General features: G+C 30.9%; 24 protein-coding genes. 2 read left to right on the top strand and 22 right to left on the bottom strand.

What is annotated here, in order from left to right:
- Positions 1-735: a DUF4386 domain-containing protein gene (locus tag Q0975_RS15555; protein WP_299438291.1), complete on the top strand. Its 735-nt coding sequence runs from the start codon at positions 1-3 to the stop codon at positions 733-735.
- Between the two features lie 11 nt (positions 736-746).
- Positions 747-1,724, top strand: a complete 978-nt coding sequence (locus tag Q0975_RS15550) for a hypothetical protein (protein ID WP_299438289.1) — start codon at positions 747-749, stop codon at positions 1,722-1,724.
- A 15-nt stretch (positions 1,725-1,739) separates the two neighbouring features.
- Here the strand turns inward: Q0975_RS15550 and Q0975_RS15545 are convergent, their stop codons facing one another.
- The 22 genes from Q0975_RS15545 to Q0975_RS15440 form a co-directional block, all read right to left on the bottom strand.
- A complete protein-coding gene (locus Q0975_RS15545) occupies positions 1,740-2,315 on the bottom strand; it encodes a Crp/Fnr family transcriptional regulator (protein ID WP_299438287.1) in 576 nt (191 codons plus the stop codon).
- Positions 2,316-2,554: 239 nt separating this feature from the next.
- Positions 2,555-3,085, bottom strand: a complete 531-nt coding sequence (locus tag Q0975_RS15540; RefSeq protein WP_299438285.1) for a hypothetical protein — start codon at positions 3,083-3,085, stop codon at positions 2,555-2,557.
- Positions 3,086-3,167: 82 nt separating this feature from the next.
- Entirely contained in the window at positions 3,168-3,728 is a 561-nt protein-coding gene (locus tag Q0975_RS15535; RefSeq protein ID WP_299438283.1) for a hypothetical protein, read from the bottom strand.
- A gap of 231 nt (positions 3,729-3,959) precedes the next feature.
- The gene (locus Q0975_RS15530; protein WP_209406395.1) at positions 3,960-4,247 is read right to left on the bottom strand and encodes a type II toxin-antitoxin system RelE/ParE family toxin; all 288 of its coding nucleotides are present in this window, start codon (positions 4,245-4,247) and stop codon (positions 3,960-3,962) included.
- A complete protein-coding gene (locus Q0975_RS15525) occupies positions 4,240-4,479 on the bottom strand; it encodes a CopG family transcriptional regulator (protein ID WP_138660197.1) in 240 nt (79 codons plus the stop codon). The genes Q0975_RS15530 and Q0975_RS15525 overlap by 8 nt, the downstream gene beginning before the upstream one ends.
- Positions 4,480-4,751: 272 nt before the next feature.
- A complete protein-coding gene (locus tag Q0975_RS15520) occupies positions 4,752-5,285 on the bottom strand; it encodes an HD domain-containing protein (protein WP_299438279.1) in 534 nt (177 codons plus the stop codon).
- A 221-nt stretch (positions 5,286-5,506) separates the two neighbouring features.
- On the bottom strand, positions 5,507-5,854 hold the full coding sequence (locus Q0975_RS15515; RefSeq protein ID WP_299438277.1) for a hypothetical protein: 348 nt from the start codon (positions 5,852-5,854) through the stop codon (positions 5,507-5,509).
- Between the two features lie 22 nt (positions 5,855-5,876).
- Complete coding sequence (locus tag Q0975_RS15510) at positions 5,877-6,197, bottom strand: hypothetical protein (RefSeq protein ID WP_299438275.1); 321 nt, start codon at positions 6,195-6,197, stop codon at positions 5,877-5,879.
- Between the two features lie 201 nt (positions 6,198-6,398).
- Positions 6,399-6,911, bottom strand: a complete 513-nt coding sequence (locus Q0975_RS15505) for a hypothetical protein (protein WP_299438273.1) — start codon at positions 6,909-6,911, stop codon at positions 6,399-6,401.
- Positions 6,912-7,117: 206 nt separating this feature from the next.
- Positions 7,118-7,465, bottom strand: a complete 348-nt coding sequence (locus tag Q0975_RS15500) for a hypothetical protein (protein ID WP_299438272.1) — start codon at positions 7,463-7,465, stop codon at positions 7,118-7,120.
- Positions 7,455-7,697: a hypothetical protein gene (locus Q0975_RS15495; RefSeq protein ID WP_299438270.1), complete on the bottom strand. Its 243-nt coding sequence runs from the start codon at positions 7,695-7,697 to the stop codon at positions 7,455-7,457. Before Q0975_RS15495 ends, Q0975_RS15500 begins: the two co-directional genes overlap by 11 nt.
- A gap of 232 nt (positions 7,698-7,929) precedes the next feature.
- Entirely contained in the window at positions 7,930-8,412 is a 483-nt protein-coding gene (locus Q0975_RS15490) for a hypothetical protein (RefSeq protein ID WP_299438268.1), read from the bottom strand.
- A 196-nt stretch (positions 8,413-8,608) separates the two neighbouring features.
- Positions 8,609-9,109, bottom strand: coding sequence for a hypothetical protein (locus Q0975_RS15485; RefSeq protein WP_299438266.1), 501 nt, complete (start codon positions 9,107-9,109; stop codon positions 8,609-8,611).
- A 262-nt stretch (positions 9,110-9,371) separates the two neighbouring features.
- On the bottom strand, positions 9,372-9,818 hold the full coding sequence (locus tag Q0975_RS15480; RefSeq protein WP_299438264.1) for a hypothetical protein: 447 nt from the start codon (positions 9,816-9,818) through the stop codon (positions 9,372-9,374).
- A gap of 215 nt (positions 9,819-10,033) precedes the next feature.
- Positions 10,034-10,720, bottom strand: coding sequence for a hypothetical protein (locus tag Q0975_RS15475; protein WP_299438262.1), 687 nt, complete (start codon positions 10,718-10,720; stop codon positions 10,034-10,036).
- Between the two features lie 232 nt (positions 10,721-10,952).
- A complete protein-coding gene (locus tag Q0975_RS15470; RefSeq protein ID WP_299438260.1) occupies positions 10,953-11,654 on the bottom strand; it encodes a suppressor of fused domain protein in 702 nt (233 codons plus the stop codon).
- Between the two features lie 182 nt (positions 11,655-11,836).
- Positions 11,837-12,337, bottom strand: coding sequence for a hypothetical protein (locus Q0975_RS15465; RefSeq protein WP_299438259.1), 501 nt, complete (start codon positions 12,335-12,337; stop codon positions 11,837-11,839).
- Positions 12,338-12,526: 189 nt separating this feature from the next.
- The gene (locus tag Q0975_RS15460) at positions 12,527-13,003 is read right to left on the bottom strand and encodes a hypothetical protein (protein WP_299438257.1); all 477 of its coding nucleotides are present in this window, start codon (positions 13,001-13,003) and stop codon (positions 12,527-12,529) included.
- A gap of 197 nt (positions 13,004-13,200) precedes the next feature.
- A complete protein-coding gene (locus tag Q0975_RS15455; RefSeq protein ID WP_299438255.1) occupies positions 13,201-13,707 on the bottom strand; it encodes a hypothetical protein in 507 nt (168 codons plus the stop codon).
- Positions 13,708-13,894: 187 nt separating this feature from the next.
- Positions 13,895-14,545 carry a hypothetical protein gene (locus Q0975_RS15450; RefSeq protein ID WP_299438253.1) on the bottom strand — a complete coding sequence of 217 codons (651 nt, stop codon included), beginning with the start codon at positions 14,543-14,545 and terminating at the stop codon, positions 13,895-13,897.
- A 211-nt stretch (positions 14,546-14,756) separates the two neighbouring features.
- A complete protein-coding gene (locus Q0975_RS15445) occupies positions 14,757-15,278 on the bottom strand; it encodes a hypothetical protein (RefSeq protein WP_299438251.1) in 522 nt (173 codons plus the stop codon).
- 73 nt (positions 15,279-15,351) lie between these two features.
- On the bottom strand, positions 15,352-15,975 hold the full coding sequence (locus tag Q0975_RS15440; protein ID WP_299438249.1) for a hypothetical protein: 624 nt from the start codon (positions 15,973-15,975) through the stop codon (positions 15,352-15,354).
- Positions 15,976-16,101 lie beyond the last annotated feature (126 nt).

Genomic DNA, 16,101 nt, shown 5'->3' with positions numbered 1-16,101 from the left:
ATGAAAGTTTTAAAAATGAAAGTAGGTTCAAAATCGTATTTAAAACTTACAGGCCTTATCTATTTACTTATTGCAATAACTGGAGGTTTTAGTATTGGTTATATGCCAAACGAGATTTTTGTTTCTGGTGATGGAATGATGACGACTCAAAATATTATTGATCATATCGATTTGTTTCGTTTAGGCATAGCAGGTGATATTTTTGTTTTAATATTTGAGGTATTACTAACAGTAATGCTTTATAGATTATTTAAATCTGTGAACGCTACAATGGCTTTGGTTGCTACTTTTGCAAGATTAGCGATGAGTTTTATTATGGGAATAAACCTTATCAATTATTTAGTTCCATTATTAATTTTAAACAAAACAGGTTATTTTATTGGGATCGAAGGTAATGAGTTGAATTGGGTAGTCCTTATTTTTATGGAAGCTCATAAGTTTGGAGAATACATTTGGCAATTATTTTTTGGACTTCATTTAGTAACTCTAGGCTATTTAGTATTTAAGTCTAGTTATTTTCCTAAAATTTTAGGAATACTAATGATGATTGGCAGCATAGGTTACGCTGGCGATAGTTTGGCAAGATTACTCTTAATTAATAATGACGTCATTTCTTATTTAACAACTGCATTACTTGTAGCTGCCGTTCTAGGTGAATTGGCATTTACATTTTGGCTTTTGATTAAAAAGATAAATTTTAGAAATCCGAATATCAATCAAATAAAAACAATATGAGGTAACAAATTATGAATATTAAAATACTAACTTATATTACAATAGCATGTATTGGATTTATCAATTGTATACATGCACAAAAAAACTCATTAGGGACAATAAAAATTGATGAAGGTTCAGGCTCTTTCTTCATTAAAGGAGGTAAGGGACATGAGAATGATACTATTACTGTGTATTATCATAAGCCAAAAAAATTAACGTCTAAATCAAAAATTTTGATGGTTATTCCTGGAGCAGGAAGAAATGGAGATGATTATCGCGATTCTTGGATAGAAGCTTCAGAAAAGTATAATGTATTGATACTTTCTCCATCATATCCCGAAAAACAATATGCTTATGAAGGGTATCATTTAGGAGGTTTGGTCGAGAATTTAGGGAGTAGAAATGGGATTACTTTTAAAAAGAATTCCAATCAAGTTTTTATGGATGAGGATGTCGTAAAATTTAAACCAAATACAGATGCAAGTCTATGGATTTATCCTGATTTTGATCGAATTTTTATGATTGTCAAAAAATCAATAAAATCTAGGCAAAAAAAATATGATATGTTCGGACATTCTGCTGGCGGGCAAATTTTGCATCGATTTGCTTTGATTCATCCTAATTCAAAAGCTAATCGTATTCTTGCTTCTAATGCTGGATCATATACACTTTCTAACATGAATACTACCCTTCCTTATGGAATAAAAAATTCGGGTATTACAAAGAGAGGTTTAAAAAAATCTTTCAAAAAAAAGTTAGTAGTTTTTCTTGGTGAATTGGATAATGAAGATGAAAAGGGAGGTAAACTTTTAAGGTCAAAAACTACAGATAAGCAAGGTACACATAGATTAGCAAGAGGAACTTTTTTTTATAATGACAGTAAAGAAATGGCAACAATATTAAATGCGAAATTCAATTGGAAACTAGTAATTATTCCTGGTGTGGGTCACAATCAGACAAAAATGGCTAAAGCTGCAGCTATCTATTTATACGATCCCCAACAGTGACAATAATGTCTATTCTTACTTAGATAGAATTCTTTTTCTAAGTCTACTTAATGACTCGGGCTTAATACCAAGAAAACTAGCAATTTGATGTTGAGGAACTCGATTAAGTAATTTGGGTCTATTTTGTATTAAATTAATATATCGTTCTTCAGGAGAAGATGTAATAAAAAATGAAAGCTCTTCTTGAGCTTTACCAGCATTTTTTTCCATTTCTGAACGAATTATGGGCTCTAGTTTTGGAAACTTTGAAATCATTTCTATCTCCTTTTCTTTAGTTCCAACTGTTAATGAACAATCTTCAACACAAACTAAATAATGCTTAGATGGAATTTGATTTACGTAACTTGAAAATGAAGCTACAGCTTCACCTTCAATAAAGAACGCTGTTGTTTTCTCATCTCCATTAATTATGTAATACTGTCGAATACATCCTTTTAAAACGGAATAACATTCTTTTGAAACTTGACCTTCTTTCAATAAGATTGTTCCTTTTTTAAATGTGCTTACTACAATGTTTTCTGAAATTGCTTTTACTTCCTCTTCATTTAGTGAAGGAAATTCCGAAAAAAGATCTAGTAATTCATCATCCATAATTATTGTTTGTTTCTTGTTTTTTTAAATGTTGTACAACGTTTAATATATGTGTCGTTGCAGAGCAAAATGTTACCCTGTTTTTCGATTTTCCTGCCTACCTGGCGGATGGCAGGTAGGTCTGCGCATTGGTTACTAACTTTTACTTTCTGCAAGCATTGCGCCTTACCAAAAATACAAGAACCATTAGATTCATCACTTAGTTGCTATGATCACATATATCGTGTTAGGCAACGTTTTTAATTCAAATTCTCTATAAACATCAAAGTGCCAAATCTATTATAATCCAATTCAAAATCTTCTACAGTTAAATATTTAATAGTTGTTTTAGCAATTATTACAGGAGTAATTCTATGGTTTTTTAAAGATTGTAATTCCTCAGTGAATTTATATAGCTTAGATTTTAAGTATTTTTCTGATTGAAATATTTTATTTTGGCAATCTAGAAATCCTTGATTTTCACTTGGATTTTGTCTATCTAAAAAACTCAGTTTTTCGGAAAGATTGAAATCATTTGAAAAATCATAAACCTCAGTTGTAGCCATTTTATTATAAAGATTCCAGTAGCTTTCAGGTTTTGATGATTCTAAAATCCCTTTATCTATTAAATGTTGTTCAAAGTCAGATAGAATTATTCCTGTTTTTTCTTTTTCAGTATCTGTTAAAGAATCCATTAAACAACCATACAGATCATTTTCTACTCTGCCGGATTGGCTTTTACAGGATATTGTTAGTAATCCGATTAAAATTATCAATAAGATTTTTTTCATATGTTGTCTAACGTCGATTGTATGGTGCGTTTGCTTCCCAAAGGGAGCAAATGAACTATACAAAATGTTGTGTATTCGTTTTTTATATATCAGAATCTGTCAAGTTATTTCTGCTCATCCAATCGTCAATTATTTCGGGTGGTTTTATTATACTAAGAAACTCCGTAAAACTATTCGCAATTAATTGAGAGTAGCCTATTAATTCCTTTGAATTTGCCCCACAATCGTGATAAATATAAATCACTTTTGGATTTTTTTCTTTTGCCTTTATATAAAATCCATCTCCACTTGAGTTTTCATCAGGCGCAATACAAATAAAACCTTTTTTAATTAATTCAAATCCAGGAAAAGATTCGGTAGCGTCGAACTCAATATCATCAAAACTATTCAATTTGGTATTCAATAGCGGAAGTTCAGCTATCTCTTTATTTTTTAAAGACTCCCATCCATAATTAAATGGAATTCCAATATCAAGTCCACATAAAGGATATTCAGTTAATAGCATTAGATACCATTTCGATATTTTTCTTCTTACACTCCACTTGATATTTTTGTATTCGGACATTGATGCTTTGACTCCAGTATTCAATTCAGGATATGCTTTGAATAAGTTTTCAGTATTATTTTTAATTTCTCCTAGCATCCAATAAGTGGGTTTAGTTGGTGCTAACGGTTGAGCTATGAACAGTACGGGAGTAAACTAGCGTTTGCTTTCCGCCACGCACATAGCAAAATCTTTTTGTTTTTTCTTGTTTTGTCCAAAGCAAAATCCAAAAGATTTTGCGGACTTCATAAAAATACACAAACCTTTCGTTTAAGACTGAAACCCGTATTGTTTATAGGTTGTGTTGGCAACAGTATTTTTGCGTGCAGTTTAGAGTATATTTTTCAAATCCTGTTTTCCGACAATCGCCATTATGTCTACCGTATCATTATTGATTTTGTAGTAAATACTGTCCGAACCACAGACACATCTCCGATACCCTTTCTTAATATATTCAACAGATTCAAATGAATAAGGTCTTTTGGCTATAATGTCAAAATATTCAAAAAACGTTTCGAAATATATGTCCGCTTGTTGAACTCCAAATTTTTTAATTCCGTAACGATGAATGCGTATCAGGTCATCTTTTGCGTCATTACTTAATCTATACTTAGTCATTAAGTTTAGACTTGGATTGTGCTAAGATTTGTTCCTTGCTATCATTGGTAAATCCGCTATTTTCTGATTTTTCCAATTTAGCTCTAATCCAATCAATTTCGATTTGTTGATTTCTAGCTTGACGAATTAAGTCATTAACAAGTTCGCTTTTACTTGAGTACTCTTGATTATCAACTTGCGTCTTTAACCATTCATCATTTGGTCGCGTGAAAGATATGCTCTGTCTAGCCATGAGAAATATAATTTGATGCTAATTTACACCAAAAACGAACCAATTCCAAATTTTTGTGATATTGTTGCCAACGTTTAATATATGTGTCGTAGCAGAGCAAAATGTTACCTTGCTTTTCGATTTTTCCCTGCCTACCCGTCGGATGGCAGGCAGGTGCGCATTGGTTGCTAACTTTTTCCTTTTGCAAGCATTGCACCATAGCAAAAATACTTAAACCTTTCGATTCATCACTTAGCTGCTATGATCACATATATGTTGTTATACACATTATTTTATATTCCTTGCCAAGCAATTCTATCATCAGATCCAATAGCAATCTTTTCAAGAATTAATTCTAATTTGATTGAAACATCCCAATAATCCGTTTCGGTTAATTCTGAAATTTTGTTCGTTATCCGTTCCTCTAATTCATTTATTCGTTTTCCTTTCCAAATTTTGTCAGATAAACATACGATAAGGTCTTCTATTTTCAGATTCGAAATCTCCCAATTCCCGTGAGTTACTGTAAACCTTGATTCCTCATCATTGTAGCCGAGTTCTTTTAGTATTTTAAATCCCTCAGATTCGTGTTTTTTACCTTTTTTATATAGTTCATCTGTAATTACGGCTTTTCCGATGTCGTGAGTTGATGCACCAAATAGTAATTCTTTTTCATTTAACACCAAGTTTGGCCATTCAGTTTTTAATTGTTCAACTATATGAAAAGCGGTTGAATTAACAATAGTTAGATGTTTAGTAAGTCTTTGGGGAGCGTCAAGATGCTCCAGTAAATCCCTTATTTCTTTAGATAATTCTGCTATTTTCAACTAATTGATTTTATTGTGTATAACGTTTAATATATGTGTCGTTGCGGAGCAAAATGTTACCCTGTTTTTCGATTTTTCCCTGCCTACCTGTCTGATGGCAGGCAGGTGCGCATTGGTTGCTAACTTTTTCTTTCTGCAAGTATTGCGCCTAACCAAAAACACAACAACCTTTCGGTTGATCACTTAGCTGCTATGATCACATATATCGTGTTGTGATTCGTTTATTTTTTCTTAAAGTAATTAAACCTTTCTATTGTTTCATTAACCGTAGCGCCCAAATGTCTAGCTAATTTTTTAGATTGTTTTCCATAAAACCTAATGTTGTTAGCTAATGATTTTTCTGAATTATTATCTTTTCCACGTTTCAGTTCAAATATTAGATTCCAAATTCTATGAGCTAATTCATTAGACCATTTTAAACATTCAACCTTAGTTTTATCAGTTGATTCTGGATCATTCCAAATTGCCCTATTCATAACGGTCATATCTGAAAGTAATAGTTCACTAAATATTATTTTGTCTTCAATGGATTTTGATGATAACCATAAAACAGTTTCTTTCAATGTCATTTTAGGATTATTCTATTAAGTTTTATTTAAACAAACGTTGGAAAAAGTTCTTTTCCGGTTCAGGATAGATTTTTTCATTCCGTTCTATATATTCATATACTTCGTCCGTCAAATTTATTTTTAATTCGTCAATTTCTTTTTTCATTCCTTCCATAAGTTCCACACTATACAATCCAGATTTGATCATAAATAAATTGTTAGATATTGTACCAATAATATGAAAGTCATTTCCTATTCCCTCGTAAACATCTTTAGGTTTTCTTATTCTAGAGTCTTCTTCCCATTCCGCTTGTCCGTCATATTTATAGTACAATTTATACGTTCGGAGATCAATTTTATTCATTTTGATAAGTTTCTAGAATTAGGCACAACGTTTAATATATGTGTCGTAGCAGCGCAAAATGTTACCCCGCTTTTTGATTTTTCTTGCGCATTGGTTGCTAACTTTTACTCCTTTCAAACATTGCGCCTTACCAAAAATACAACAACCATTTGATTCATCACTGAGCTGCTATGATCACATATATCGTGTTACCACACGTTTTTATTTGAATTCCAGCTCTCGAATTCCCTTAATTATTTCATCTAAATTGTTCGAAACCGATTTACTCATATATAGAGTTAGAGAATTCCGCATTTCGTTTTGAAAAGGAATACAAATTCCGATTTCTCCCTGTTTATTTTTTGCAATATTAATTCGGAATCGATTTATGTTTTTCTTTTCTACTTTGTATTCATAAATTTCATTGTCATTATCATACAAAGGTGTAAAAGGGCCATATTCATAGTGAATAACTCCTTTGTTGGTTTGAAAAACCCCATAAGAATGCCCTTCAATTCCATAACCACCATATATATGGATCCAATTGCTAGGAGCTCTGAGTTTGAAAAAATCAGTTTCAATTATCCTGTCAGATGAATTCTCAATTTTATGATATTCAGTATTTATAGTTCCTTGGATATCAATTGAGCCATATTGAAATAGTATAAATATATATCCAAGTAGAATGAGTAATCCCACCAGTGATATATATTTAATCCATTTTCTACTCTTCATTTGATATGTGTGCTAACGTGTAGCTATGCGTAGTGCGGAAGCAGAAAGTCACTGACCCTCGAACTATCACAAAACCAAAGTTTATATTTCGTTTTTATATTTTTTAAAACACTAAATTTAATACTTTGGCGACAAACTAAATAAGCAATGACCATTCCATTAAACCAGAACCCCGCATTATCGTATAGGTGTTGTTGTAGAGCGTTTTATTTGTTTTTTAATTCAATTTTCCGTCCATCCAAATCCTGAATTAAGGCAGTCAAACCCCATTCAGTTTCTTTAGGTTCTGATATTATTTTCCAATTAGAATTTTCTAAATCTATAATTTTAGCATTCAATTCTTGAATTTCAAAACCAAGTCTTATTGAGTTGTCAGCCTTTCCCATTGATTTAGTTAAGGGATAAATCTCAAAAACAAATCCGTCCTGTTCGGATGCGTAATGAAATGGTCCATTCCCGTGTTGGTGATAATCAAAGTTGAAACCAAGTTTTTCATATTGAGTTTTTAAAATTTCCGGATTATCCGTTCGTATAACAAGAAGATTAATTTTCATTTAGCAATTTTCTTAAAAATTCTAAATTCTGATTAGATAGTATTTCTCTCAAATTTTCATATTCCGATTGATGACAACGAGTATTTAAATTATCCAATAGAGCAGAAAGCAAACCAGTTATTCCTATAACATCATATTGACCGACATCAGTTGAATTCCAATGAACACAATTTCTTAAATGGTTTTCAAATTCTTCATTTGAATTAAGTACTAATTTGTGACTATTCTTCATTTTTTAGATGTCTTTATCTCAATGCTATACAACGGTCTAGTGTATGAAACGTAGCGTACAAAAAGACACTAACTTTCGGATTAACACAGAGCCGAGTTTTTATATTTTGTTTTTAATTTTTCGATTCTTAAAAGCCAAATTAAAAATTTGGCGGTCTTCACAAGTATACACAAACCTTTCGATTTAGCACTTATTAGCTATGTTTTATACACCGCTTGTAACACGTTTTTTATTAATCTAAGTCTTCCATTTTATAAAATAGTGGCAAGTCAAACTGTTCCTTGTTTTCGTCCGATAAATAGTGAAATTGCATTCCCCAACCATTATCAAATCCTAAAATTCCATACTCCTGATTAAAATAAATTGAACCCATCCCGTCTGGTATTGGTTCAGTTTCATATCTGTCAAAAAGGAATTTGCGTTTGATTACGTTTTTCTCTTCAAGCTCAAATTCCGTTGGTCCAAAATGGATTTTGTTAGATTTTTTTACAAAATGAAAAGCCATATTTTTAGTTGAATCAACTAGATTCTGATATTCATATCGGATGAAACTGTCCTTATCTTTTATTGTCAGTTTATATTCATTTTTGCGCGAAATAGTGTCAAATTCATAAACCGCTAGCAGCCTTGACACAATTACCACTTTTTCTTTTTTAACTGGTTCATTACAGCTAAAAAGTCCGATTAAAACTAATATGTAAATTATTTTTCTCAAATGTGTTACGTTTAGCTATGCGTAGTGCGGAAGCAGAAAATCACTGGTTTTCGAGGAAGCACTTAGCCAAAGTTTATGTTTTGTTTTTATCTTTTCTAAAATACTAAATTTAAATCTTTGGCGACAAACCAAATAATCAACAACTTTTCGATTAAACCAAAACCCCGCATTATCGCATAGGTGTTGTTACCCAACGTTATTTCATTAATTCATTTATAATATTATCAGGAAGTTCGTATGTAGCATTAAATTTCAATTCAGTTTGATCACTAGTGATTTTTTCAAACACCGATTTATACCATTTTGGGTTGTCAGATTTGAGATTGTAATCTTCTGGAAATTCAGATAGAACTAATTTTTCACCTTTATAAATGTCAATATAATCAATTCCAATATTCAGTTTTTCAACACGTTCTAGTACTATTTTGAAATCTGCCTTAGAAAAAGAAAATTGTTTTTTATCATTTTTATTCATTGTTGAAAGTCCATAAAAAACATTTTCTTTCAAGAAAGTCAGTTCTTGTTTATGTAGTTCCTTAAAATACTCTGGCAAATTGTATTTTTTAAGTTCTGTCATTATATTTTCAGCCTTAATTTCTTTTTCCTCTTTTTTTGAGTTTTCAACGCAACTGAAGATCAATAATCCAAATATGGAAATTGTTAAGATCAGAAGTATATGTCCTATTTTATAATTCAATTTGTTCAATGTTGGGTAACGTTTAATATATGTGTCGTAGCAGCGCAAAATGTTACCTTGTTTTTCGGTTTTTTTGCGCATTGGTTGCTAACTTTTCCTTTTTGCAAGCATTGTGCCACTGCAAAAATACAAGAACCATTCGATTAATCAATAATCAGCTATGATCACGTATATAGTGTTACCATTTGTTATTTTATATTAGCCAATACATTGATTTTTAATTTTCGTTGAAATTATAGATTCTTATTTGAGTTTTGACTGTTTAGTCTTCGAATTGATTGAAATCAACAACCAAAGAATCCTTAAACTGTATTGCTAAAAAATCTGGATCTAATTTAAAAATCCCAGGTGTCTGCCCTAAATAATAATATAGATTGGTACTATCTCTAAATTTAAAAGTATCAGTTCCATCTCCTAGTAAATCAACTATTTCGAATTTATGCATGCCAATTTTTATATGATTTTTCATCAAATCTTTAGACATTTTAAACCTCTTTCCAGCGTGTGTATTCCATTTTTCTTTTTTAAAACTATTCCATTGATAATAATCTGAAGGAAAAACAACAAAGCATAATAAAATAATAGAAGAAGTAAACGTTAACAACGCTATGACCAATCGTTTTTTGGTCGTTAATCTTTGAAAAACTCTGTTGTAAATAAAATAAAATGGAAGACAAATTGTTAACAAAAGAATTAGATCGATAATCATTTAAGAGTATTTTAATATCAAATTTTTAATATAGTTATTTAAATGAATGGTAACGCCAAATATATGAATCGGAGAAAGGCAATTAAGCCAGAACCAATTGATCTATCTGCGCATTTTTATTTCTTATTCAATTTATAAAAATCTAGCGCCATTGCAAAAAGGAAATGACTTCTCGATCTAGTACTAAATTGCTCTGATTTCATATATGATGTTACCTACTGGCTTTTCTTTCCACTTAATTTTTCAAATTCAGCTTGCGTAAGTATTTCCATTAACTCTAATTCGATTATGGCACCATTTGGATGATATCTTCGATATTCCACCATTCCTTTACCTTTTGAGTAAAAAGTTAGTTGATAAAATTCATAGATTTCATTTGAATCAAGAAGTTTTATAACATATTCATCCAAAAACTTGACTGTTGAATATTCAGTACCATTAACATCAATTTTCTCAAACCCTTTTTTCTGTCGGTCTTTTATAAATTGTTCGTTGCCATATTTATTTTTATACTGAACAGAATACTGATATTTGTTTTCTCCATTCCAGATATAAACGTCTTTATTAAGTATTTTAGCTTGAATTTCGATTAGTTTCCCTGAGTCATTTTTCTGATAATCTTTGTAATCAATTAATTCAGCTCCTTTTTCCGTTATTTTTTCTTTAAAGACGTTATAAAGAGAGAAATCAGTAGTAAAGGACTCTGTCAAAATTTCGTTTTTTTTTGGGTCGGTTGTGACTTTCCAATATTCAACTCTTGAAGAGTCATTTTTATCTTGATATTTGTAAATATTGACTTCTTTTTTATTGGTAATAGGATAGTAGTATTCTTTAAGATTGTCTTGAGCATTACAGCTTGAGATAACAAAAGTCAGAATAAGAAGGTTTAATATTTTATTCATTTATAATTTTTTGGCTTGTAGGTAACGTCTAGTATAAGAAACGTAGGGCAGGTGATAGGCACTTTCGTTTCGGTTTATTACTTAGCTAAATATAAATATTTTGCTTTTATCTTTTCTTCTATAAATGCCATATTTTATATTTAGCGGACTTTGTAAATAAACACAGACTTTTCGATTAATCACTTAGCTGCTATGAACACATATATGTTGTTAGGCACTGGCTTTTTTATTTTTATTTACCTGTTAATCTATTCCATAGTGTTCTTTTCGGGATTAGATTTTTTCTATTCAAGTCCAACACTTCTTTTCCGTTTGCTTTAATTAATAAATCTAATAACTTATTATATCCATTTTCTATTTTGAATTCCAATTCGTCTTTGTAAAGTGGAAAAACATTATAAATGTTTATTTTTCGTCCATTTTTGTGGATTTCGGTAAATTCTTTGTCAAATGTAACAGATGGAAGAACTAAGGCTCCAACAAATTTGGTTTCGATTGAGTATGGCGACATATCCATTTCGGCTTGTAATGTATGTCCAATTCCAATCCAAGTGTTGTAAAAGTGAGGGAATTTAGCCGATTGTTTAAGTATTGAAATAATCCAATCGTTTTTGTTTTTTCCAGAGTAAATTTGTTCAAATTCTATTTGTTTTGGAATTAACATCATTAATTCGGCAAATTCCAATTCGGTCGGATTTTCTACTTCTTCACCCACTTCCATTTTCAAGGTACTCATTCCACAAGTTAGTAGAATATTAAAAGTTGAGTTTTCAGGTTTTATTAAAAACACATCCAGATGCAAGTCCAACGTTGGAATTTCGTGAAATACAGAAACCAATTTATCGTCAAAAAAATTGCTTAAATGGTCGTGTATCCATTCAGCGTGTTCATAATAATGTGTTCTATCTGCAAATGGATTTATGAATTCTGTCATAGATTTTTCTGCTTGTGCCTAACGTTTAATATATGTGTCGTAGCAGAGCAAAATGTTACCTTGTTTTTTGATTTTTCCCTGCCTACCTGTCTGATGGCAGGCAGGTGCGCATTGGTTGCTAGCTTTTACTTTTTGCAAGCATTGCGCCTTATCAAATATACAAGAACCTCTCGATTGATCCCTTAACTGCTATGATCACATATATCGTGTTGTGCATAGTTTTTTATTTCGATAAATGCATTTTCAAATTCCAATGAGTCAATGATTGGTTTTTCGATAGCAACTTTTTCAGTTGTTTTTTTCCAGAATGAGAAGTACCAAGTTGAAGAAGTGCTAAATTCTTGAAAATTGCCATCAGCCGATTCAACCTCAAGTTTAGTTTTGTAGCAATAATTATCTTTAAAATAATCCGTTTTTCTTTTTCGTTTTGTCAACATTCTTTGGAACTCATCTAAATAATCCAATAATTCATCAAATTCCGGATTATAATGTCTATGGTTAAACCCTGTTCCAAAAATCAACTCGTACTCATCACAAGAAATCCAAACTCCTGTATTTTCTATGGTCAGATGATTTTCCGAGTAGCCATCATCATACTCTCCAATACTCATAATAGCCTTTTCTTTAAATTGCTCTTTGAATAGTTTAGCTATTTTATCAAATATAATCTGATGCTTTTTCATTTATAATTATGCACAACGTTTAATATATGTGTCGTGGCAGAGCAAATTGTTACCCTGTTTTCGACAAAAACTGCGCATTGGTTGCTAACTTTTCCTTTTTGCAAGCATTGCGCCTTACCAAATATACAAGAACCTTTCGATCCATCACTTAACTGCTATGATCACATATATCGTGTTACCACACGTTTTTTATTTTTCAGATTCATATCCGTGAACATTCCAAGTTTTTAAAAATTCATAACCCTTATGTCTCAAATATGTTATTCCGTCTATTTTGAATTTCGTTTTAGTTAAATATTCAATTTCGGTTGTGTTTGAACCTCCTAAACTAACAAATTCCATTTGAGTTTTTCCGTTTAGTTTTATTAGCTCAACAGTTGTCGGACAAGATTTAAACGGAAGGGATTCAGTCAGTTTTATTTCATCATTATAGGGTATCGTTTCCCAGGTCGCTGAATTTTTCTTTTTATGAAAATCTAACCAAAGTATCTCTTCAGAGTCAATTTGATTTTCAGGAATCCAAAATCCATTTAAATTTTCTCGAACAGAGTCCAATTTAGTCAAATCAATATCATAGTCATTTTCGACTACTATTAAATTTCGATTCGGATTTGAACAACTCAATAGGAGGGATGCTAGAATTAATATTTCAAAAATTATTTTCAAACTTTATACTTCTCTGATGTGTGGTAACGCCAAATATATGAATCGGAGCAAGGCAAAATGTTACCCTGTTTTATGATTTTTCTTGCGCATTGGTTGCTAACTTTTCTCTCGAGCAAGCATTGCGCCTTACCAAATATACACGAACCATTCGATTCATCACTAAGCTGCTATGATCACATATATGGTGTTACCCACAGTTACTTTTTCGATTCAACTTTAGACTCCAAGTAAATTTCTCCATTAACTTCATAGACCATAATCATTTTTAATTCCAAATCAGAAAGGTCATCACAACAAATTCCATATTCATCCTTTTCGGCATAAATTTCAGAATATGCTTTGCTTAATTCAAGTACTAGGTCTTTTCTATTAAATCCATTATCATTCTTTATTTCGTAACCAATTTGTTTTTTCAATGGGAAATCTATTAGAAGTATTGCTTTAGTGTTATCAGTAACAGACATATCAGCACCGTATAATTTATTTATTTCTGGGTTTGCTAAATTTATTCCGCCGACACCACCTTTTTTACGGATATATCTCTTTCCATTTTTCCCTTCTATTTGAAATGGGTTTGCAGAGACTACCATTCCACCATACATCAAATCGGGTTTTTCTATTTCAAAACTTTTATCAGATATTGTCTTTTCTCCACAACTAATAAAGCTCAGGATTATAAATATCAATAAACTATTTTTTTTCATAATTGTGGGTAACGCCAAATATATGAATCGGAGCAAGGCAAGTATACCTGAACCAATTGATCTATCTGCGCATTTTTATTTCTTGTTTAATTTATAAAAATTCAGCGCCATTGCAAAAAGGAAATGACCTTTTGATCTGGTACTAAATTGCTCTGATTTTATATATGATGTTACAGCACGTTTTCTTTTACGAAACTGCCGTCACAAATACTTCATCAATAAACCATTTTCCTTCTTTTTTATAAATAAATACTCTAACAGAATATCCACATAAACCTCCGCAACCATATCCACTTTCTAGTATTCCAAAAGATTTAGTTTTGTCAAATCGGATGTTAGATAGCCAAGTTGTTCCTGCTAAATGAAAATCATATTCATCTTTCCATAATCTACGTCCGGTTGGAAAATTTGATCGAGGTTTAAATTTCCACTTTCCATTAGTTTTTAGCTTTTCAATATCAATCTTGTAATTTGATTTTGAATTTAGGGTATCAAGTTCAATATTGTCAAAATGTTTTATTAACTCGTTTTGTGCTTTTTTTTCAAGACTATAAGTAGTGTCAATAATCGCAATTACAAGAGTTTTAGTGTCAGATTGTAATTCTGCTTTGCGTTTTTCATACTCAACTTGTTTTTTTGCCATTCCAGTTGTATCCGTTCCAATAAGATTTTGATTCTCATCAAAAATTGGCATTGGTGGTGGAGGTGGAGAGAGTCTAATATCAAAATGTAAAGAGTCTACTAATTGTGGAAAAATTTCATACAAAACAGCTTGTTCAAACTCTAATTCTGTTTGTTTTTTATTACAACTAAACAAGGTTAGAGTTATTAAGATCATTAAGAATGTCCGTTTTATAATCATATGTGTTACAACGCCAAATATATGAATCGGAGCAAGTCAAACATACCTGAACCAATCGATTTATCTGCGCATTTTTATTTCTTGTTTAATTTATAAAAATCTAGCGCCATTGAAAAAAGGAACTGACCTTTCGATCTGGCGTTAAATTGCTCTGATTTCATATATGATGTTAGCAAGTGTTTATTTTTTAGTTCCAGAATTTCCATTTCGAGTTTTTCTTTTTAGAACTTTCCTTATCACTATTTTCGTTATGTTTTTCTGCTTTCGATTTTTTTTCGAAATAAGAATCGTTAAATATTACACCTCCATCACCCATTACTATGGCATCTAATTCCTTAGCTATTGATAACATTTTGAATATAATTTCATCATTAGGATCACTAACAGTTATATCTCCGTTTCCATAAGAGAATGTTACTTCTTCAGATTGATAAAGATAGTATGTTAAGTTATCAGCTTTATAGGTGAATTTTTTTCCTGTCTGTGGATTAGTAACTTCAATATCCCCATTTACTATTTTTATTTCGGGGTCATTTTTGGCGTAATTTAACCATTCTTCTTTACTAATGGGTTCTTTTTCTTCTGGTCTTATTATATAAACTGAATATCCCATACTTTCAAAGTTTGATTGATTTTTTTGAATTTCATTTTCCTGATTTGCCCCAAGATTTATAAAACTCAAAAATATTATAAATAGTAAATTCTTCATTTTTTAATACTTGCTAACGTCTCTTGTATGTTGCGTTTGCCTGCCAAAGGCGGCATATGCAATATGCAAATTGTTAGCTGTTTTTGTTTTTTCCAAATATCAATAGTATGTCAGTAATTGGGTAAGCCAAAGCGATAACTATTCCAAATATTCCTCGAATTAATTGTCCGTTTTGTATTAATCCAACGATCGAAAAATAAATAATTACTAAACAAAAAGGATAAAGAAGAAGTCTTGTAATAGTTTTAGCAAAAGTCCACTCTTTAACTTTCTGTCCATTAAATTTCTGTTTTGGTTTAGTGTCGATTTCCGGATTATTAGATCTTTCAATATTTTCTATAGTTTTTTTTAATTCTTCTGTCAATAGAGATGTCTCATATTTTCTGACTTTAACCGTAAATAGATATAATAGTGTTCCTATTACAGCGATAACTATTAAACCAATGGTAACTACCTTAAAATTGGTTATAAATACTAAGCCCAAAATCAATAATATTATAAATCCAATTGTAACTTTATTCAGAAATTTGTGATAAGGATTTTTTTCCGTTCTTATTCCACTTAGTTTTGCTTGTTGGTCGAATGTCAAATGATAAACTGGATAAACTGATCTCAAAAAACGAGAAGATCTCCAGATTAGGATTTCATTTTGCTTTACTTCTCCACTATATTTAGTAGTATTATAAAAAAAATGCATCGTTCCAATGATTTTTCAGATTACTTTTTTTGTTCTGAATAATTAATTTTTCGATGTCTTTTTTTTCTACCATAAAGATTAGTTCAATTAAAGCTAACGTTTAATATATGTGTCGTAGCGGAGCAA

Source organism: uncultured Aquimarina sp. (assembly GCF_947500065.1).
Taxonomy (GTDB): Bacteria; Bacteroidota; Bacteroidia; order Flavobacteriales; family Flavobacteriaceae; genus Aquimarina.
This window is presented reverse-complemented; position numbering and strand designations above follow the sequence as displayed.